Raw genomic sequence first — 20,227 nt, 5'->3', positions numbered from 1 at the left:
ATGGGAAAAACACTTACTGTAAAAGATTTACTTTCGCGCAAAGACCAGATTAAAAACCGCCAGTTAAAGACACTCAAACTTTATGTCGAATCGCTCGATGGGGATATTGTTATCCAAGAACCGACTAGCGAGATTGCCGTTGAAACGCTTGCGATGGCTCAAGAGGACACGATGAAAGCCGATCAGTTTGCAGTGTACCATTGTGTTATCACACCCGATCTAAAAGACCCCGTTTTACAGAAGGAGTACGGTTGTGTTGAGCCAACAGATATTGTTGAAATGCTTTTCCGCGCAGGCGAGATTGCAGCCATTAGCGGACAGGTTCTAAAACTGTCTGGATTCGCAGGAAGCGTGCGAATGGTGGACGATGAAATAAAAAACTAATTAGTAGTGGTGACGAAGATTTCTATTTTCTCCACCACTACTTGCAAAAAGGATTCACGCCCGAATATCTGCTTAACGTCGATTTTGTAACCAAAAGGTTGATGTTACAGTCTATGATCGTGGCAATGAAAGAAGAGAGTATGTAGATAGGCGCACGCTTGTGCGCCTTTTTTCGTTGAAAGCGGGTGGTAAAGTGTCAACAGGTAGTGTTAGCTTAATTTTGCGCCTCAGAGATGGAGTAACATCGATTCTGAACCGGATAGGATCAGGTACCGTCAGATACAGGCGAACACTTCGAGACTTGGAACGACAAGGTAAGCAGACGTGGGATTCGATTCAATCAGGCGCAAAAAATGCGGCTACCGTAGTTGGAATGGCAGCAGCGGCTATGGGTACAGCGGCTATCGGATTAGGGATCAAGGCAAATGCAGGAGCAGAAACCGCGGAGAAATCTTTTGATATCCTTCTCGGATCAGCAGCAGCAGCAAAAAATATGGTTCTTGATTTGAAGAAGCTCGCAGCAATATCACCGTTTAACTTTGCCGGGCTCCAGGACGCCGCCAAAATCATGCTAGGCATGGGGTTTGCAGGCGAGGGATTAATCCCCATTATGTATACGCTGGGTGATGCAGTAGCCGCAACAGGAGGTACGGTTGACGAATTCAAGGGGATCGCCTTAGCTATTGGTCAAATCCAATCAAAAGGCAAGGTAAGTGCGGAAGAGATAAACCAATTGGCCGAACGAGGTGTACCAGCCTGGCGCATATTAGCACAAGAGATGGGCAAATCAACTGCTGAGGTCATGAAGATGAGCGAGAGAGGAGAATTGTTTGCGGAAAAGGCAATTCCCCTCTTGTTCAAGGGCTTACAAGGACGATTCAAGGGCTCCATGCAGGAAATGTCGAGCACCTTCACCTATACACTGGAGAACATCAAGGAAACAGGTACACAGATGCTAGCAGACCTGACCAAGCCTTTGTTCCTTGCAATTAGGGAAGATTTGTATGGCATCCAAGCACTCATGGAAAAAGGCACCGAGGCCAAATGGGCGGACGAGTTCTCTGGAAGGTTATTGAAGGTCTACGAGGGTACGAAAAAGATAGCCAAGAACGTGTGGGATTTCTCGTCCTATGTGATTGATAACTGGTCAAAGATCGAACCAATTGTATTCGGTGTTGCATCCGCCTATGGTGCGCTCCATATCGCGATGGGCGTCCTGACCATAAAACAACTAGCTTTAAATGCAGCCATGTACGCCAACCCTATAGGGCTCATCATATTAGGTGTGGGTGTACTGGTCGGGTATTCCATTTGGCTGTGGAACAAGTGGGATGAACTTGGAGAAAAAGGGAAATGGCTGGCGGCTGTACTTGGCGGTCCTTTTGGGGTCTTAATAGGCATATCCAAAGAAGTAGTGAATAACTGGGACGTTATCAAGGAAACTTTGTCATCAACTTGGGATTACATTGTGATTAGAACTGAGGAAGGCACAAACGTTATGATAGGCACGGCGAACTACTTGATTAACGGATTTAACTTCGCATTCGAGGCGATCAAGTATGGAGCTGCTGTCATGTGGAATGGTCTAGTGACACTGACAGAAAATGGCGTAAGGGATATGCTTATCCCCTTGAATGCAATGCGAGAAATGGCAGGCATGGAAGCCATAGCTGTCAACTTCGGTGCGGTAAAATCATCTGCCGCAGCTCCAACGATGGGCGATACAGAGTATTTCTCGCCAGTTAAGTTCGCAGTAGAGAGGACAAAGCGAGACAAAAACTTTACAGGTATGCAAGACGACATAGCCAGCGCCCGGAAGGAACAACTGGACAAGCGCAAAGCGAGTAGCGAAAAAATGGAACGCGCATTGATGGCCAACACGAATGCGCTTGCTAATAACACCAAGGCAACAGACAAGAATACAAAGGCGACGTTACGTGATAATTTAAGTCCGATAGATTTAGCAGACAGCTTGCTGGGACGAATTGAGCGTCATATGTGGAGCACGTAGGGGGTGTTGACTTGATAAATGTGTTCTTGTCGATTAACACCAATGCAGAGGTCTTGCAACTGCCCGTGCCTCCATCTGAGTACAACGTACCGTCTCCTTGGGGTACGGAGCAGGTGGACGGGCTGCAACAGTCATTACTATTGATCGGGCTGGAAGGGCTTCAATCCGTAGATATCAAAAGCTTTTTCCCGATCCGAGACTATCCATTCTTGCAAAACCGCAGCATGTGGGGGATGGAGTATGTAAATACAATTAAGCGGTGGCGCAAGATGCGGATTCCGATACGACTGGTCATCGTTGACTCGCAGGGGGTTCAATCGTTGAACATGGCGGTTGCTATTACGAATTTTGAGCATGGTGTAGGTCGTAGCGGCGATATTGACTATACCTTGCAGATGATCGAATTCCCATTTGTGAGCACGGCAAGGAGCTGACGCGATGTTTCAAGTTCTACTAATCAAAAACGACGGTCAGAAAAGCCACGACCTCACGCCCTTGGTGGGCAGTATCTCATGGGACTCGAATCTGTCTATTATGTCCGCGATGAGTTTTGATGTGAACTGGTCGGATGCGAAATACTTCCCCGTCAATCCATGCGATCTTGGAGACGTTGTGTTGCTTCTCAAAGATGGTGAAGAAATAAACCGTGGTGTGGTCGTGAAAGAAGGGAGACAGGGGCGTAGCGCGATTACGTACACCGTATATGATTATGCCTGGTATCTTGGTAAGTCAAAGAGCGTGTATCAATTTAACAAAATCCCAGCATCACAAGCCATTACGAAGATTCTTAGCGATTTCGGTATGCTAATCGGCAATGTTCCAGACATGGCCACTCCAATCGACGACATTTTCTTGGAGAAAAGCCCGGGCGAAATTATTGAGACGATCTACAAGCTGCATGAGCGTCGAAGCGGGAAACGATACAATGTCGAGATGCGGCAAGGAAAAATCTATTTCGAGGAAATGAAAGATTTGCTCATCAAAGGCACCTTCAAGCTGGCTGAGAACATCGCACCCGTGGACGTCATGGCAAACCCATTAGGTGCGGATCGCACGAGATCCATTGAAGAAATGCGAAACCGCGTGAAAATCCTTATCGAGCGAAACGAGAAAGAAAAGTCAAAGCCCAAGTATGAGATCGTGGCGATGTCCCAGGACGAGGAACTGATTCGAAAATACGGTTTGCTAGAAGACGTGTATAAGATCGATGCAGAGGACGCGGCAAAGGCTCGGGAAGTCTCTCGAATTCTGTTGAAGCGCCTGGCACGAATCCATGAGACAAACAGTATCCAGCTAATGGGTGACGTTGCTTTTAAAGCTGGCCGTCTGCTCGATGTAACGGAGCCAGTCACTGGTATGCAAAATCGATTTATGATTACCAGCGCCAAGCATGAAGTAAGGAATCAAATTCATACGATGCAACTGGATTTGGCTTTACCCGAGGACGTGAAATAGGAGGCGAGAACTTGGATAGTATTGATCGTCTTGCAAAAAAGATTGCAGAGATGCAAAAGGAGAACCGCAACCCGCCGAGTACGGCTCCTCGAGTCGGGAAGGTTGTCTCAGTAACGCCTCTCAAAATTCAATACGGTGACAGTATTATCTTAGAGAGACGGCACCTGATTATAGGGGAAAGTCTCATGCCTGGTTACAAACGGACAGTTGAATTAATGGAGCTGCAGATGTCTGGGCTAGACGAGAAGTACCCAGCAAAGATTTCGTTTTATCGAAGCAGCGGGGATATACAGGAGCGCATCACAAAGTTGGCCATTCCTATTACCGATAATCCTGACAGTCCGGAAAATAAGATCAAGGCGACCATCACGTATACCGATGGGCTGAAAGTAGGCGACCAAGTTATTCTGCAGCCAGACGAATCACTAAAACTGTGGTTTGTCAAAGATCGTGTATGGAAGGAGCCGGATGAATGAGTTTACCTCAGATCACTCAACTGAAATTGCCAGAAACTCAAATCACCCAACAGACAAAGCCCAAGAACGTACACAAAACGTTCCTATGGGATTTCGATGCGGGTGATTTTGTTTTAAAAGACGGGAAACTGATCGAGGTAACGGGTCTGGAATACTTGAAGGTCTGGATAGAGAAAGCACTTCGAACCGTTAAGAACAGTTTGATCTACCAGGGAACAGGCTACGGCAGCGAGCATCATGTACTGATTGGCCAGAACTTCCATCCCGACTTTTCCAAGGCTGAGTATGAGCGAATGATACGAGAGGCGTTGTTACAAAATGATGCCATTACGCGGGTGGATGGCTTTTCGTTTTCGCACGAAGGCTCACGGTTAGTAATCGGTTTTGAAGTATCAAGCATTTACGGCACGCTAGAAAAGGCGGTGTTGATTTAGTGGCATCCAAAGATGAACATCTCGCCATGTTATTGGCAGCAGTACCGGACAAATATGACAAACTCCCCGGGAGCTTTATCTTTGATGCACTTGCCCCTGTAGCCGAAAAGATGGCCAAACAAGATGACAGGATTGAGGAAGTCGAAGACAAGCTTAGTATCGATAATTTGTCAGGAGCCGAATTGACACAACGGGTTAGGGAAAGGACGGGACAGGAACGTAGGGCGGGCACTCGCTCCAAAGGAAGTGTTACTGTTACAGGGACAGGTACGATCCGAATTGGAGACTTGTTCGAGACACCAAGTGGCACACAGTTTCGATCTACGGAATCAAAGGATATTACAAGTAGCGGGATGGTCATGATTGAAGCATTGGTAGAAGGGCCTGCTGGAAATGTACCTGCCAACACCATCACGTTGTTTCCGGTCACATTGTCTGGGTTTACTGCTGTCACAAATCCGAGTTCCACATCAGACGGTTTTGCAGAAGAATCAGACACAGACCTACGGAAAAGGTACTACGAGCACATCCGTACACCTGCATCGAGCGGGAACAAGGCTCATTTTCGCAATTGGGCAAAGGAAGTGGCGGGGGTCGGTGATGCACGAGTCATACCGTTGTGGGCAGGAAATAACACAGTGAAAGTGGTCATTATTGATAGTGACCGAAAACCTGCAAGCAATAATATCGTCGCTGCCGTGCAAAAGTACATCGACCCGGGCGCGAATGGAAAAGGAGAAGGAGCTGCTCCAATAGGAGCGTTTGCTACGGTGGCCAGCGCAACGGGTGTGACAATCGAAATACGAGTCACCGCTGTTTTAAATCCTGGATTCTCACAACAACAGGCTATAGACGGAATCACTTCAAAAATGACCCATTATTTAAGGGATGCTGCTTTTGTCGAGACGTTGGTTAGTTATGCAAAAGTAGGAGCCCTCATATTGGACACAGATGCCGTGGCGGACTATACGGGCCTCACCATCAACGGTGGAACGTCCAATATTCTTATCGGCAACACGGAAGTAGCGGTCTTAGGGACGGTGAGTGTAAATGTCTAAGGCAAATGAGATGTTGAAACGCCTACAACCTCATCAACGTAACTCTTCCACATTTCGGGTGATTTTCGAAGCAGACGCTACGCAATTAGACAAGCAGGAAGCAAAGATTATCGATCTACAACAACAGTTGTCAGTAGATACAGCAACCTGGGCACTCGACTATTACGAAAAGGAGCTCGGACTAGCCGCCAATAAACATAAACCAATTTCCGAACGCCGGGCTGCCATCAAGTCGAAAATGCGGAGCCAGGGCAAAGTATCCTTGGCACTCCTGCAAGCGATTCTTGATGCATATACGGATGGTCAAGGAACAGTCACCTATGACGGATCACTTCGGTTTATTATTCGAAAACTGGATGGCCTCAAACTTTCCGATATCCGAGCGGCCATCGAAGAAACAAAGCCAGCCTATATCGGTGCAGAATTCTTGCTCTCTCCAGAAGCTCCGACCATCTTTATAAAGCTGAGGAATGCTTCATTCCAAGTGGATTACTTTGTGTGCAATACTTTTTATCCAAATGAAATTGTGGTGAATGCCCCGACTTTGCCTGTCTTTGTTGTACCAGGAATGCCGATGTTTACAGCCACGGAATAAGGAGGGAATCAGATGCCTATTGGAACAAAACATATATTACGCGACGGCGGACTCCTACCAGTTCCGCAATACTTCAATGGAATGAAGGATGAATTTCAAGAGATTCAAGGTCGCAACGGTGCCATGTTCGTGCAACTACGTGGTTTATCGGCAAAAGAGCCTTTTAGTGGAGCTACTGATACCGCACAAATTTTCGATGAGCCCATGCATGGATTTGTCATTAAAAATGACGGAACGAGTGATCTGACATTCACGATTAACAACTACACCTTTACGGTCAAAGAAGGCGAAGTGTTTGAGGAGTTCTTTGAACCGTTTACACTGGTGACTATCAAAACAACTTCTCCATTTCGTGCATACGGACGGGGGTGATCAGATGGCGTTAAAAGTGGAACCAGCCTTTTTGGAATTCATCCGCAATGCGGTGAGTGCAAAAGTAGCCAATGCCATCATCACCGTCGATGGAAAATCGGATATTCGCCCGATTACACAAACGAAGCACCTTACCAGCGCACAGAAAACGGTTGTGCAGTTGTACGTCTATTTAGACGCGGTGGATGCAGCAGGGACCATCACAGAAGCAAAGTTAGTCGATGCAAGTGGAACGGCAATGATTACTTCCGACGCCAATATCACCTCTCATGAAACGGGCGTCTTACTACTGTTCGAAATACCGTTTGAAGTAGGAGTGGTGTAGGATGCCATACGAACGTCAATTTTGGGCTGATCGACTTGTTAATCCAGAAACAGGTGAAACGATTCAGGAGGGCACTCGTTACACAGCGAGGCGCATGAATCACATAGAGGAAGGCATTAAGGGTATCGACGACATCGTAATCAAGATGGAAAATCGAATTCTCCATTTGCACGCCAAGATCACAACAGGTGACAGGACCGCCGGAAATAATGGGATTTTCGTCGACACCTTTGACGGCATCCAGGATGCGGTCATTTCCTTGGATAGGACGAGAACAACCGTCCAGTCGATTTCCGGTACGAATGTTACCGTTGCATCGGTGGCAGGATTTGCAGTTGGGCAAGAGGTGACGTTAGCATCTGTCAACAATCAGGAGGAGCGTATCATCACCGCAATTAATGCGTTGACCCAAGTCATTACATTAAACGCGGCTCCCACAGCAACTTATTCTTCCAATGCCATCCTTGCAAGGTCAACCGTGGAGATTGATACGGTGGCAAAACGTATGAGGCGAGGGTCGATTGATACCTATAGCGTGAAAATTGCCGTAACGTAAGAAAGGAGGCGGTTAGATGGCTAGTAAATCAACCGTTGTTAGCATCCCTGAGTCTACATCGCAAAGCCGATCACAAAAGATAACTATTCCAAATCTAAAGCGCGTTGTGTCAGTTGCGGTCAATACGGGCAAAGTTACACACTCTGTCAATGGCAGCGAAGTGACGGTCAATGTCAGCGATGGTTCATATACCCGATATACCACATCCAGCACACCGAACACAAAAACCGTATCGGAGACTCGTACAAGCAGTACAGATAGTTTTCAGTCTTCGATCAGTTACAACGATGGAACTTATAGCGGCACCTTGTCTAAATCAGGCGGATCAACTCCTTACGTAGTTAGCGGTAGCCCTCCTGGTCAAAAATCAGTATCCGAATCTCGATCCTCGTGGTATGACCTCGGGACATCTTGTAGTGGGGCACAAAGCGGAGCATTGTCAGCGTTGCCATCGTCTATCTCTTATTCTGACGGTGAAGGGTACACCGGAACGTTGCAGCGTACTGGGGCGTCTGCGGGATCTTGTCAAAAATTAAGCGACGAGGGGGGCGGTGAACGCTGGTACGGTGCTTCCGCAACAGGCACCTATTCGGGTACGGTATCTAAACCTGATACGCGTAAATACAACTACTCCCAAAGCTATTCCGGCACTGTGTATGGACCATCTTCGGTATCTTATACCTACTACTACGCTTATACCGTAACCGTTACGTACGAGGACAACTTCGGTCAGACGCTCACGCTTACTGCTCCAGCAAGCGGGGTCAAGTTGTCTGTGGGCAATACTTATGCGGTCACGGGCACCACATTGGATACTGATCCTGGTGATATCGTATCCGTCTATGTACGTGTCAACAAAGGCACTCCCTATCGTATCCTGCAAGCATCAGCGGATGGCGTAAATCCGTTAGCTTTTAACAAGACATTGACGTTTACAGGTGGAGCATTGAAGGACGGTACCACAGCCGTTTCTGGGCTACTGGATGAGGGAGCAACCCATTTACTAGAAGTGTGGTCAGAGGACGGTAAGGGCGGTACTTCCATCATTGCAGAACGGACCTTTACCGTAGCTTTGAATCGCCCTCCGACACTTACTCATTCATTTGTCGCCAACAATGATAATCTGTCGGATGATTCGCCCATTACGATAAACGGTACGGTGTCCGATCCAGATGGACAAGCAGTAAACATGAAATATCGTCTAAACGGTGGTGCAGATGTACCCATATCAATCAGCGGTGGCGCGTGGTCGATCACTGTTACACCAAAGCAGATGGTTGCCGGAGCGAACAGTCTCGTCATAACAGCAGCAGACTCATTAGGAGCAACAACAGTCCTCACGTTTTCCTTGACCCGTTCAGTGACAAAAACACGCCTCAAAACAGCTCATGCACGCTACAAGCTATCTCCCCAATCCACGACAGCTAAAGAAGTGCTTGCTTGGTTCCAGCATGAAACAGGAGATTTGAATGTGGACGGAGCTCTTTCTATCGTGGCGGCTGGCGCTGCCGAATCCTATAAGGCCATGACAAAAACGACTGCCCCTGTTATCACAGGGATCGTGGAAACAGAGTTTATCGGGTCGTATGCAACGGGTAACGCTCAACTGCATTTGAAATTGACGTTGTCCAGTAATGACGCAAACTCAACAGCGGCGGCAACAAGTTTATCGGGGGCGATCAAAGCATGAGATACCGGAAGCGCAATCCTGATGGATCACTAGGTGATTGGGTATACACGCCAGCAGGGGAAGCGGAGAGAAAGCAGGATGAGGCTCTACAGAAAGAAATTGAAGCTTTACGAAAAGAGAATGCAAAATTGAAAAAAGCACAAAAGGGTGGCGGTGAAAATGGCGTGGTCTAGTCCTGCAACAGACAAGAAAAACAAAGACTTGATATTAGCTCAAGTCCGGGACTTCAAGAAAGGCAGACTTGTGGAGCCATTTAGTGATACAAATTCCTGGCTAAAAGCATACGGCGGCGGATCGGTGACATTTAACAATGGCAAGCTGCAAATCACTTCGACAGGCACATCGATTGCCGCACGCCGAAACGTCCTCTTAAACTTGTCAGGTGCAAAGACCTTGAAGATTAGATTCTATGTAGACAATTTGACCGACTTCTATGAGTTCCAGCTCTATTTGGCTCATGATACTGGCTATGCCGAATTTTTAGGGTATACTGTGCGGGCTTGGAGAATGGCGATTGGTTGGAATGAACATATCATCGATGTCAGCAAGCTGGAGCCCGTTGGAGCTGCAAGCCTTACCCGAGATATCGTTTCTATGCAAATCCGAGTGAAGTCCAATGAGAACACTACGGCATCGATCGTTTTTGACTCGATCATTAGAGATGAGTCGCAGCGGGGGAAGGTCATTTTTATGTTCGATGATGGTTGGTCTTCCCAATACAGCGAAGCATTTCGGTATATGGGAAAATACAATCTTCCAGGCGTCATTGCCGTCATTCCGTCGCACGTAGGGTGGTCTGGCTATTGCACGCTACAACAGCTAAAGGAAATGTACGATTATGGCTGGGACATGGCCAACCATACGATGAACCACGCGACGCTAAAAGACCTGAAAGATACAGCGGCAATCGAGAAAGAGGTAGCGGACGCTGAAAAATGGCTGAATGCAAACGGATTTCCTCGAGCATCGAATATTTTGGCGTATCCATATGGCGCGTATGATGCAAGGGTGTTGCAAGTGATGCAATCTCGGAGAGCGGGCCGCACTGTCCAAGAGGATACGGCGACCACACCGCCACCGGATAAGCGGACGATCAAGATTCGAAATGTGGAGCATACGATTACACCTGCCACACTAAAAGGACACATAGATGATGCGGCAAAGGTAGGGGGCGTGTGTTTGTTCATGTTCCACAAGATCGTTAGCGGCGAAGCCACGTCCAGCATCGAGTATAACGTAAGCAACTTCCAAGAGGTTGTTGATTACGCATATTCCCGGCGAGCTGACATCGATACAGTGACAATGAGCGATTGGATGGACAGTTGTGGGCTGTAAAACGAATAGAGTTTTTGGGGGAGCTGCAACAGCGGCTCCTTTTACTTTTGCCCCCAGGGGGTGAGGAGGATAATCTCATGTCAAACAATGAGATGCAGGTACTATCTGATATCAGAGAGCGGATTGTCCGAGTAGAGACAAAACTGGACTCTATGACTGATGTTCGTGTTACAGCGGAAGAGGCGAAAGAGAAAGCGAATGAAGCACTACAATACGGGAAATCAGCACATCATCGATTGAATGAAGTTGCTGATAATCAAAAATGGCTCTGGCGTACGGTAATTGGTGCGCTGATTGCTGGAGCAATAGCATTGCTGTGGAAGGGGATGAACTAAATGAAAGAAACGGACCTGTTGGCATTGGTCAGCCAATACCTACTGGATGAAATTCTGATTGTTGTAGTCGCACTGTTGTTGATTGGAACGATGCTCAAGAAAACGCCACGGGTAGCTGACTGGTTAATTCCTTGGCTTTTGACTGTAAGCGGTGTTGGACTAGCTTGGGGAGTGATGGGAGCAATAAGTGTGCAAGCGACGATTCAGGGCATTCTTGCTGCTGGGATCGCAACGCTGGGGCACCAGTTGTGGAAGCAGACATTTGTAAAAAGGGAAGGTGATCAGTAATGACCCAGCAAGAGTTTATCGCAAAGATCGCACCTGCAGCCGTAGCGGATATGAAAAAGACTCGAGTACCTGCTTCGCTGACCATTGCACAAGCAATCCTTGAAAGCAATTGGGGAAAGAGCGGGCTGACGGAAAAGGCAAATAACCTGTTCGGTATCAAGGGGGCCGGGCCTGCTGGTGTCTGCCCGATGCCGACAAAGGAGTGTTATAACGGTGAGTGGGTAACGGTGTCAGCTAATTTCCGGGCCTACAACAACTGGGCAGAATCGATTGCCGATCACTCGAATCTAATTTTAAATGGCACGCGGGACAAGCCGACGCGTTACCATGGTGTCCTTGGAACTGACTATAAAACGGCTGCTCATAAGATTAGGGAAGGCGGGTATGCGACCGATCCGGCGTACCCTCAAAAGTTGATTAGTCTGATTGAGAAATACGAGCTGCACCAATACGATGTTGATAAGTCTGACAACTCTGTGGATAAAGAACAGCCTGAATTAAGGCTGGAACAGTGGGAGCGCGAAGCAGGCTTGAAGGCAATTGACAGCCTTGCAGCCAAAGGTTTCCTGAATGACCCGGACGTTTGGAAAAAGCGATTGACAGAAAATCCGGTAGCTGTGCTGAATGAACTACCTTGGCTCATGTTTACAATGCTAGACCGGGTGACAGAATGACCATGTAATAACCAAAGCCCTCCTTCCGGTAAAACGGGGGAGGGCCTTTTATCAATAAATAATGTTAATAACTTAGTATGAAGCATAATCAGGTTAGGGGAATTTCCTGATTTTTACACATCGCATACTGGCTTGCATAGTATAGTGTCGATGTGAAGTCATTATGATTAGGAGGTTTAATACTCTGATGAACAATAACTGCTGGCGACCTCCACCAAGCGGTTGTCAATCTATTTTTCCCCCAAGATGCACTTGTCCCCCTGGTCCCCCTGGTCCTCCTGGTCCCCCAGGCGCCCCTGGTCCACAAGGTGCTACTGGCCCCCCTGGTCCAGGGTGTATAGATCCGCCACCAGTAGCAACTCAGATTGTTTACGTAAATAAGGGCGGGAATGATACAACTGGTGATGGTACAGAATGCAACCCCTTTTTAACTGTCACAAGGGCGATGGCGTTCATTGTAGATGCTTCACCGACAAAACGATATGCAATTTCTATCGGACCAGGAACCTTCACAGAACCACTTATTCACTTAAAGGCAAACGTCCAATTAATTGGAGCAAGTACATTATTAACTAGACTCGCTATCCCATTCGATATTAATGATCCATCCTGGAATGGAAACCTAAATGTTGATAATCGTTCTGGCTTTGTGGATTTATCGTTATTGACAGCGCCTCTTGATTTTAACTTTACAACCAATGCAATTACCCCTTCTACGGGTCGATTGTTCTTTGTAAGTATCAATTTTACTCCAACACCAGTATTTACTGGGAATAGCACTTTTCTTAGTCAGATTAATATCCGTGACTCCCAGTTATTTGGTGGCTATACGCAGAATGGTGCAAATGTCACCATGTTTGCTTCATATGTTGGAGGCGTTCCTCTACCGTTACCCCAACCCGTCATCACTATAAATTCTATCGTTCCTTACGATACTCAAGTACATCTAATTGGTGGAGGGACAGATGGCGATGTAGTAGTGAATGTGGCAAATGGAACCGTTCCAATCGATCCATTCGACCTCTTAAGTTTCGCTATAAAAGGCAGTTTGATTGTGAATGGTGTAGCAGGTGTCGTAACTAGAATTAGGGCCACTGTTGACTCGATTCCGATTAGAAGCAGAGTGACTTTAATAGGAAATTCAGCGATAGAAAAATTGGATGATGCTGCTGGCTTAGGTTACACCCCTGCCAATCCCGCTGATTGGTCATTGGGACCTGTTCCGACAACAGTTCAAGAAGCATTGGATAGGATTGCTGCCAAGATAGCCCCAGTGTGAATTTAGCTGATGAAAGAGAAAATAAATACTAAAATTAAATCCTCCCTTAGAGAAATTTGCAGGAGGATTTTTTTATTTACATGCTCGCCCATGTTCACAGGCTACGAATGGCCATTAATCCATAAGTAAGAAGGGAGCCCTCCTTCGGAATAACAATCCGGGGAGGGCTTTTTTACGTTATGCGTTCAATTTAGGGGTACAGCCGAGATACGTGTATTATCTTAACTAGTCAGAATGAGTGATTTTACAGTATTCAATGTAGAGTTATGATCCTGCTAATACAAAATAGAGAGCCATAACTGCTTCCTTTTTAAAGATTATTTTCCCTTTCCTTCAACTCATCCTGTAAAAACATCACTAAGTTATCAGCAATCTTTTCTGCGTACTCACTGACTTGCTGTTTACTCATTATCTCATAGTCTTCTTCATGATCGAACATGACAATGGGGGTGTTATCTAACGTGTATTCTATCCCTTCTTTGCTCAGGTCAAAGCAGTAGGCATCTCCCCCTAAGTTAGTAGCAAAAACAATATACCCGTATTTGGATACATCTCTTCCAGGAACCAATTCATTGTTTTCCACCAGTACGTTGGCAATTGAGCATAGCCTTAAATCCCCTAGGTCAAACTTTTTAGTCCCATTATATGATAAAAAAAAGTTAGTGAAATCTTCAGGCAAATTGAGTGACTCTAATTTTGCAATCTCTTCTTTTGAGGCTTGTACAAATTGCATACCTGTTATATGGCTAATTGCTGTCATGAGCTCCTTCAACATCTGAATTGCCCCTCCTCCTTGACTACATTAATCAATCAATTATTTCATCAGTACACGGGTTGTCTCCTGCACCATATCCCGTAAACCATGGTGACACCGTACTTCTATGAAATGATTCTGGTAGAGGTATCAAGTTTATCGGATCATTAGATCCACCATAAGCCCTTGGTCTTATATGATGAATTTCATATCCAACAAAATCAAAGTTGGTTTTATATTGCTTTCGATACCAATCCTTATATTCTTCTCGCTCTTTGTTGGTCCAAGGCACCCTATAGTCTGAATGGACTTTAGTCCAAGTTGTAGTCTCGGGTTCAGGCATTATCTGCTGAGAGATAGGATCTTTATAGTAGGGATAGCCATAAGCTTTACGATTTAACAAAATTTTATCTGGCGCAAAAACAGTAAGACTGCCACCAGCAGGGACTTTTCCAAAATAAGGTGTCATTCTAGCAACTGATTGCCAAAATCGGGCGTCTTTAAGGTAATATGTGACCCAATTTGTGTAAGAACCAACAATAGGATTATCCCATTTAATATCCTCTCTCTTTTCTACTATATAGCTCCCATTTCTTTCTGTAGCAGCACTTAAAGCCAAATCAGCATTCCACCAATCTGGTTTCTTTGCTCCCCGAGGGATTATCAGCGAAACCAGTTTTACTCTAGTCTTTACTTGTCTATATAATACATCATTGTCTAGCTCAAGATAAAATACTGCTCCGCCATCAGCTAACTGCGCCTTCTCCTTATCTTCTTCCCCTAATTCTGCATTTGATTGGTTTTTTTCTTCTTTAGGAAGTTTAAATTTGGCAACGATAATGCCGGGTTTAGCATTTACCTCACCATCCATAATTTCCTCAGATATTTGCTTATCTTGAATGACAGTTACATCATTACTTTCGAGAACTCTTGGATCTTCAAGATATATAGCCAGATCTTCTAAAGTAATATCATCTGTCATTTCGATATGAAGATCATTAGAGGTAGCAGAGGTAGCATTTGTATTATTCTCGGCAGAAGCGAAAGTAGGAATAACTGTAACTAACAAAAGTAATAGGATCAAAAGAAGAGAGGTCTTTCTTTTGTAGAAAAACATAACTTCAGCTCCATTCAACTAAATAGTTTAATCTCGCCTATTATTAGTATCGCCAGCATTTTGATGACCTTAAACTAACAGGGATTATGACTGAGGGGAGTCAGTTGTGAACTCAGCTGTTGGCTAAACTACCCGTTTTGTCATCAATTGCACTTCCTGTTCTAATCGCGGCATGATGCACTTGCTTGCTTACTGAAGTTGCAACTGCATCTACAGTGGAGGGCCTTGCTGAACCTGTCGAGGGAATAGAACAGCCTTTTCAGATGGAACTAGCGTCCCCAAGCGACAGCTCTTGCGTGTGCAACGTTCGCCGCTGATGGCATAGTAGATACAATGTTTCTTTATGTTATCGATACCATCAATTCATCATTTTTGATTGAATTGCTAAAATGTACTGATCCAATTGCTGGCTTAATTCCACGACGTCATCATGCAACAAATCATTCTTCTCTAAAAACAATTGCACCAGTTGTTCTCGCAATTGTTCCACAATGTTATTCAAATGCTCTATATCCTGATAATTTCCTCCTTCCCGATCTAAAGGTAGCGTGGTACATTTACTTATAGGAGCTGTAACCGCTCCTCGTGTGGGCGTTCCTGTTACCTGGCAAAGGGGTGGAGCGCCCTTTTTATGTGCAATAGCTCCTATGGTATTCACCTCCCTTTTTCTTACAAATAAAACTATACAATAGTTTCCCAAAAAATGACTTTTTAGAAAAATAGGGAAACTTAAAAATACCTCCCAAATGGGAACCCTGCAAAAGACGACGCTTTTCAGAACTACAAAACAGCTAAAGAAAAACGAGCCTATAGATGCTTCTAAGGCTCGTTTCGAGTTTAAAGGTAATGACTTTTTTGGTTTAACCCATCCCATGAGTATAGGTCGTCACATTTGGACTGCTCATTGCATTAGAGGATGATGTTTCACTGTTTACAATGCCGATGCAAAGGCTAAAAAATAGTGCAAATGATAACGAAAACATCTTCAGTTTCATTCTTCGAACCTCCCTATAATTTCTTGAAAAACTCGTTCATGTTGCTCTGAGGCATGTTGACGATGTTCCCAAAATAATGATGTACAGCGTTTAAATGCTTCGTGATCCTTTAATTGATCAGCTAAGTCAAGACAGCATAAGATTTCTTCGAGTGCATTTGGAATGCGTCCTTTTTTCAGCTCGTATACAATTTTATGATACCGAAAATTATAGTGTCTGCCAATATTTACCGGATTATTGTATTCAGAAAAGCGATCTATTTCTCCGGCATACTGTTCCAAAATATCATCGATAGCAATGTCGTATTTACTGGCGGCTTCCATGATTGTCAAGAGTCCGGCTGGTATTTCTTCCGGATACTTGGATAAGAAATTCAGATAATCGGGCAATAGATCGGTTTTCCCCATCAGCAAATCATACGTATACAAATTGGCTGTTGCCCAAACCTTGTATTCCTCAACTACTTTACGACCAGTATCATCTAGAAGTTCAAACCAACCAAGGTCTGCATAGCCTTGGACACATTTTTTCGCTTCTTCATACAAGCCTTGCATTTGTAGTGCGACACCTTTAGCAAGAAATCCTTGTCCATAGTACGCAACTAAATGGCGTTCTGTTCTTAACGGCTCAAGGGTCTTTCCACTTTTCTTTTTGCGTAACTCATTTTGATAAACCTTCATAGCAAGCGAGCGTAATTCATTGGCGTAACTTTCCACTTCCTTCCACTTCCGTAACATAAAGCACGCATTCGCCAAATGAATTAGACCATCCAATTGGTAATTTTCCGGCAATCGTGTTCGGTAAAGTTCAAACCGAATAACCGCTTTCCAGTTTTCTTCTGAATCTGCCCCTTGAGATGCTCGAAACAATTTATACTGACTTATTGCAAATCGGTCTGAATGGCTGTCCTTCTCATTTTCAATCACGAGCTTGTAAAACGGAACAGACTCCTTTCTCTTCCCATTTTCAAAAAGCTGCTCTGCCACTGAAAAGAGGATATCCAAATTTTTTCGATCATCCAGCAATCTAGAAACTACCTGTTGAATGCAATCTTGAAGACCAATTTCGGCGCACCGGATTAGGTATGGGATTGCACGCGGCCGAGATATCCTGTCTTTAGCGAAACACTCTTCCGGGTACAATTCATACAGCCATCCAGCAGCAAATCCAAAAGCAGTAGCCATAGCATCCAATTGCCCCACAGTTATGGAACGCTGTGGATTGCCATTTAACATCTCACTCAAATGTCCCGTACTAATACCACTCAATTCACTTAGTTTGCTAAGTGTAAATCCATTCACTTTTATGTTTTTTTGTATCTCAGATCGTAGTGTTAATTGAACTACCTTGCTTTCCACCATATTAAATCTACTCCTCCTTAACACAAGAAACCGTCAAACTTCCTTTATTTTACAGAAAGAATATTTGAATGTAAATATTTGGTAACTAGGACTATCGTCCTGCATGATTTTTTCATTTAGAGTACACCCTGTATCAACAATGGTTGGAAGTCCAAAAAACGATGTACCAGATTTTCACCAAGGAAGAACGGCAAAATACATTGAAAAATTTGTGAAGGCGGAGTAAGGATTACAGAAAGGCAACGAGTTCCTTCATTAAATATGCAATAAATGCCTCGATTGATATGACCGAGGCATATTTATGATAATTTTAGTATTCATGATTGGTTAATTGTGGAGCAGGCAAAACAGAGCTGTTATTCCCTTCGGTTACAGAGGCACTTGCTGCTGGTGGTCGTGTTTTGATTGCGACACCGCGAAAAGACGTCGTGCTGGAGCTGGCTCCGAGGATTCAGCGGGTTTTTCCAGGGGCTAAAGTGATTGCCGTCCACGGTTCGAGCTCGGAAAAGTGGGAAGAGAGTGACATCACGATTGCGACTACGCACCAGGTTATGCGCTTCCATCGGCGTTTTTTACTGGTCATTCTCGACGAAGCTGACGCGTTCCCATATCATAATGATCCTATTTTGTATCGCGCTCTATCCAGAGCGGTGAAAAAGAATGGGAAGCTGCTTTATTTAAGTGCGACACCTCCGGGATATTTGCAAAAGCGGCTCGTTAGAAAAGGACGCTCAACCCTAGGCTCGTCTGGGGCGATACCGCTTTTCTCTGATACGCATGTTCTGTTGCCTGGGCGCTATCATGGTGCTGCGCTTCCTGTCCCCAAGATTCTCACGGTACAAGGCTTACATAAGCGCGTTCAGACGAATCGAATCGTGGCGCCATTTATTGATGCGGTGCGTACATCTCTGAATAAAGACCGACAAGTTTTTGTTTTTGTACCGCGGGTTGATGAAATTGACAGGGTGCTATCATACCTTCGCAAGTGGCTTCCTGCTCATGTGGGGGAGATGGCTGGTGTTCATGCGGCAGACCCTATGCGGGAGGAGAAGGTACTCGCCTTTCGGGAAAAACGTTATACCGTCATGGTGACGACAACGATTCTGGAGCGGGGTGTGACCATACCAAAGAGTGACGTAGTAGTGGTAGGTGCGGAGGCGCCAGTATTTGACGAGGCGTCATTGGTTCAGATAGCAGGGCGAGTTGGGCGGTCAGTCGATGATACGACAGGTAGCGTTCTATTTTTACAAGCAGAACGATCTACTTCTCCAAAGCGGGCTGTCAGGCAGATTTCACAGATGAACAGTTTGGCTCAAAGGCTGGCGGAGCAAAGGGGGCATTCATGACCAGTGGGGTGTGTGTCCGTTGTGGTGGGCGTATCCTAGCATTTCAAAAGGAATCGGTCGCTCGAGAAAAAGCGCGGCAGCTATCGGATCAGGCGGGCTATCCGGTCACCTATCGCATGTTAAAACGGATTATGTTGTGTGGAGCTTGCCTTGATGCTTTACCGTTGATTGGGCATGATATTTGCCAACGGTGCGGGCGTGATAGGGAGTTGCAGGCTAGTATCGGCAATGAAGGGCTATGCAGGGATTGTGTTCATGGGGAAGATGGTCAAATATTGGTGGCAAATCGGAGTTTGCTTCGCTATGAAAAGGGAGAGAGGGATTTGCTCGGAGTGTTTAAATACCGCGGTGACGAACGGCTAGCTTCATTTTACGGTACGCTTCTCGCCATTACGGTTCAGCGTTATTACAGATCTATGGGGTTTACCTGTATCACGACGGTTCCCCTTCATCCACAGCGATTGAGGGAACGCGGCTTCAATCAGGTTGACTTGCTGGCTCGTCATTTAGGAGCAGTAATCAAAATTCCTGTCAAACCGTTGCTTCTCCGGGCGAAGGACACCCCAAAGCTAAGCAAGCAAAAAGGGAGGGCAGCACGTCACGAAAGCATGCGAGAAGCTTTTGTGTGGGATGGCCAGGAAATGCCTGCTGCTGCTAAAATCCTGCTCCTTGACGATATTTATACGACTGGTTCGACGTTGCGTTCTTGCGCGAGGACAATCAGAGAGTATTTGGGGCCAAGCTGTGATATGTACTCCTTGACAATATACCGATAGCCAGTTTGGGAAAATTAAGCTATGATGTAGGCATACAACAGATATGGAACCGTATGAACTTTTTGAACGGAAAAGGGGTTGTCCGATATGTCTATGGGCAAGTTGGCAAACTGCTCGCGGTGTGATGCTGTATTTGTACAAGCAGTCCGTGACATTTGCCCCAATTGCATTAAAGAAGTCGAACAAGAATATGAAGCATGCGCCCAGTTTTTGCGTAAGCGAGAAAATCGCGGATCGAATATTCACCAGGTGAGCGAAGCTACTGGTGTAACCGTGAGGCAAATTACGAAGTTTATCAAGGAAGGGCGCATTTCGGTTGCTGGTAATCCAAATCTTGGATACCCATGTGAGCGTTGCGGTTTCTTGATTCGAACAGGCAACATATGCGAAGCTTGTCTAAAAGGCTTGAAGCACGAAATCACGCAAGAAACCGAGGTAGAACAGAGGTTGGAAGAATTCCAACGAGCTCAACTAGCCCAAGCAGCTTATCGAAGAAAGCAGAATAGTGACGAATAGTTTTATGCAAAAAAACTAATCGTAGAGCATGAATTTGCCGATGATACTACTAAGAGTAATCATCGGTTTTTTCATTGAAAACACCGGTGGTTTGA

Annotated in this window: 25 protein-coding genes; 21 read left to right on the top strand and 4 right to left on the bottom strand. The window is 45.5% G+C overall.

Annotated elements, in window-relative coordinates; genetic code table 11:
- The 18 genes from ACUUHJ_RS28765 to ACUUHJ_RS28680 all read left to right on the top strand — a co-directional run bounded on the left by ACUUHJ_RS28765 (position 1) and on the right by ACUUHJ_RS28680 (position 13,267).
- Complete coding sequence (locus tag ACUUHJ_RS28765) at positions 1–384, top strand: phage tail assembly chaperone (RefSeq protein WP_472300696.1); 384 nt, start codon at positions 1–3, stop codon at positions 382–384.
- Positions 385–685: 301 nt separating this feature from the next.
- Entirely contained in the window at positions 686–2,395 is a 1,710-nt protein-coding gene (locus ACUUHJ_RS28760; RefSeq protein WP_472300695.1) for a tape measure protein, read from the top strand.
- Between the two features lie 20 nt (positions 2,396–2,415).
- Positions 2,416–2,829, top strand: a complete 414-nt coding sequence (locus tag ACUUHJ_RS28755) for a hypothetical protein (protein WP_015891222.1) — start codon at positions 2,416–2,418, stop codon at positions 2,827–2,829.
- Positions 2,830–2,833: 4 nt separating this feature from the next.
- A complete protein-coding gene (locus tag ACUUHJ_RS28750; protein ID WP_472300693.1) occupies positions 2,834–3,850 on the top strand; it encodes an XkdQ/YqbQ family protein in 1,017 nt (338 codons plus the stop codon).
- 11 nt (positions 3,851–3,861) lie between these two features.
- Entirely contained in the window at positions 3,862–4,326 is a 465-nt protein-coding gene (locus ACUUHJ_RS28745) for a DUF2577 domain-containing protein (protein ID WP_472300692.1), read from the top strand.
- The gene (locus tag ACUUHJ_RS28740) at positions 4,323–4,760 is read left to right on the top strand and encodes a DUF2634 domain-containing protein (protein WP_472300691.1); all 438 of its coding nucleotides are present in this window, start codon (positions 4,323–4,325) and stop codon (positions 4,758–4,760) included. The genes ACUUHJ_RS28745 and ACUUHJ_RS28740 overlap by 4 nt, the downstream gene beginning before the upstream one ends.
- On the top strand, positions 4,760–5,818 hold the full coding sequence (locus ACUUHJ_RS28735) for a baseplate J/gp47 family protein (RefSeq protein ID WP_472300690.1): 1,059 nt from the start codon (positions 4,760–4,762) through the stop codon (positions 5,816–5,818). The genes ACUUHJ_RS28740 and ACUUHJ_RS28735 overlap by 1 nt, the downstream gene beginning before the upstream one ends.
- Complete coding sequence (locus ACUUHJ_RS28730; protein WP_472300689.1) at positions 5,811–6,413, top strand: putative phage tail protein; 603 nt, start codon at positions 5,811–5,813, stop codon at positions 6,411–6,413. Before ACUUHJ_RS28735 ends, ACUUHJ_RS28730 begins: the two co-directional genes overlap by 8 nt.
- Before the next feature lie 12 nt (positions 6,414–6,425).
- Positions 6,426–6,785, top strand: a complete 360-nt coding sequence (locus ACUUHJ_RS28725; RefSeq protein ID WP_472300688.1) for a hypothetical protein — start codon at positions 6,426–6,428, stop codon at positions 6,783–6,785.
- Positions 6,786–6,789: 4 nt separating this feature from the next.
- Complete coding sequence (locus tag ACUUHJ_RS28720; protein ID WP_472300687.1) at positions 6,790–7,110, top strand: hypothetical protein; 321 nt, start codon at positions 6,790–6,792, stop codon at positions 7,108–7,110.
- Between the two features lies 1 nt (position 7,111).
- Positions 7,112–7,666 carry a hypothetical protein gene (locus tag ACUUHJ_RS28715; protein WP_472300686.1) on the top strand — a complete coding sequence of 185 codons (555 nt, stop codon included), beginning with the start codon at positions 7,112–7,114 and terminating at the stop codon, positions 7,664–7,666.
- 16 nt (positions 7,667–7,682) lie between these two features.
- Positions 7,683–9,356 (top strand): hypothetical protein, encoded by a 1,674-nt coding sequence (locus tag ACUUHJ_RS28710; RefSeq protein WP_472300685.1) that lies wholly within the window; start codon positions 7,683–7,685, stop codon positions 9,354–9,356.
- Complete coding sequence (locus ACUUHJ_RS28705; RefSeq protein ID WP_372681905.1) at positions 9,353–9,529, top strand: hypothetical protein; 177 nt, start codon at positions 9,353–9,355, stop codon at positions 9,527–9,529. The genes ACUUHJ_RS28710 and ACUUHJ_RS28705 overlap by 4 nt, the downstream gene beginning before the upstream one ends.
- Positions 9,516–10,691, top strand: a complete 1,176-nt coding sequence (locus ACUUHJ_RS28700) for a polysaccharide deacetylase family protein (protein WP_472300683.1) — start codon at positions 9,516–9,518, stop codon at positions 10,689–10,691. Before ACUUHJ_RS28705 ends, ACUUHJ_RS28700 begins: the two co-directional genes overlap by 14 nt.
- Before the next feature lie 77 nt (positions 10,692–10,768).
- Positions 10,769–11,026 (top strand): hemolysin XhlA family protein, encoded by a 258-nt coding sequence (locus ACUUHJ_RS28695; RefSeq protein WP_015891234.1) that lies wholly within the window; start codon positions 10,769–10,771, stop codon positions 11,024–11,026.
- Positions 11,027–11,314, top strand: coding sequence for a phage holin family protein (locus tag ACUUHJ_RS28690; RefSeq protein WP_015891235.1), 288 nt, complete (start codon positions 11,027–11,029; stop codon positions 11,312–11,314).
- A complete protein-coding gene (locus ACUUHJ_RS28685) occupies positions 11,314–11,988 on the top strand; it encodes a glycoside hydrolase family 73 protein (RefSeq protein WP_472300682.1) in 675 nt (224 codons plus the stop codon). Before ACUUHJ_RS28690 ends, ACUUHJ_RS28685 begins: the two co-directional genes overlap by 1 nt.
- Positions 11,989–12,433: 445 nt before the next feature.
- Positions 12,434–13,267: an exosporium leader peptide gene (locus ACUUHJ_RS28680; protein WP_472300681.1), complete on the top strand. Its 834-nt coding sequence runs from the start codon at positions 12,434–12,436 to the stop codon at positions 13,265–13,267.
- Between the two features lie 310 nt (positions 13,268–13,577).
- Here the strand turns inward: ACUUHJ_RS28680 and ACUUHJ_RS28675 are convergent, their stop codons facing one another.
- The 4 genes from ACUUHJ_RS28675 to ACUUHJ_RS28660 all read right to left on the bottom strand — a co-directional run bounded on the left by ACUUHJ_RS28675 (position 13,578) and on the right by ACUUHJ_RS28660 (position 17,494).
- The gene (locus ACUUHJ_RS28675) at positions 13,578–14,042 is read right to left on the bottom strand and encodes an SMI1/KNR4 family protein (protein WP_472300680.1); all 465 of its coding nucleotides are present in this window, start codon (positions 14,040–14,042) and stop codon (positions 13,578–13,580) included.
- Positions 14,043–14,073: 31 nt separating this feature from the next.
- Positions 14,074–15,138, bottom strand: a complete 1,065-nt coding sequence (locus ACUUHJ_RS28670; protein WP_472300679.1) for an HNH endonuclease signature motif containing protein — start codon at positions 15,136–15,138, stop codon at positions 14,074–14,076.
- A 358-nt stretch (positions 15,139–15,496) separates the two neighbouring features.
- Complete coding sequence (locus tag ACUUHJ_RS28665; RefSeq protein ID WP_472300678.1) at positions 15,497–15,640, bottom strand: aspartyl-phosphate phosphatase Spo0E family protein; 144 nt, start codon at positions 15,638–15,640, stop codon at positions 15,497–15,499.
- Between the two features lie 489 nt (positions 15,641–16,129).
- Positions 16,130–17,494 carry a helix-turn-helix domain-containing protein gene (locus tag ACUUHJ_RS28660; RefSeq protein WP_472300677.1) on the bottom strand — a complete coding sequence of 455 codons (1,365 nt, stop codon included), beginning with the start codon at positions 17,492–17,494 and terminating at the stop codon, positions 16,130–16,132.
- 323 nt (positions 17,495–17,817) lie between these two features.
- On the opposite strand from ACUUHJ_RS28660, the gene ACUUHJ_RS28655 reads away from it, so the two are divergent.
- From ACUUHJ_RS28655 to ACUUHJ_RS28645, 3 genes are all read left to right on the top strand, one after another.
- Entirely contained in the window at positions 17,818–18,840 is a 1,023-nt protein-coding gene (locus ACUUHJ_RS28655; RefSeq protein ID WP_472300675.1) for a helicase-related protein, read from the top strand.
- Positions 18,837–19,616 carry a ComF family protein gene (locus ACUUHJ_RS28650; protein ID WP_472300674.1) on the top strand — a complete coding sequence of 260 codons (780 nt, stop codon included), beginning with the start codon at positions 18,837–18,839 and terminating at the stop codon, positions 19,614–19,616. The genes ACUUHJ_RS28655 and ACUUHJ_RS28650 overlap by 4 nt, the downstream gene beginning before the upstream one ends.
- An 87-nt stretch (positions 19,617–19,703) precedes the next feature.
- A complete protein-coding gene (locus ACUUHJ_RS28645) occupies positions 19,704–20,132 on the top strand; it encodes a TIGR03826 family flagellar region protein (RefSeq protein ID WP_472300673.1) in 429 nt (142 codons plus the stop codon).
- Positions 20,133–20,227: the final 95 nt, after the last annotated feature.

The sequence above is a fragment of the Brevibacillus schisleri genome, assembly GCF_055685845.1.
The sequence above is the reverse complement of the archived record's forward strand: the minus strand, read 5'-3'. Positions and strand labels throughout refer to the sequence as shown.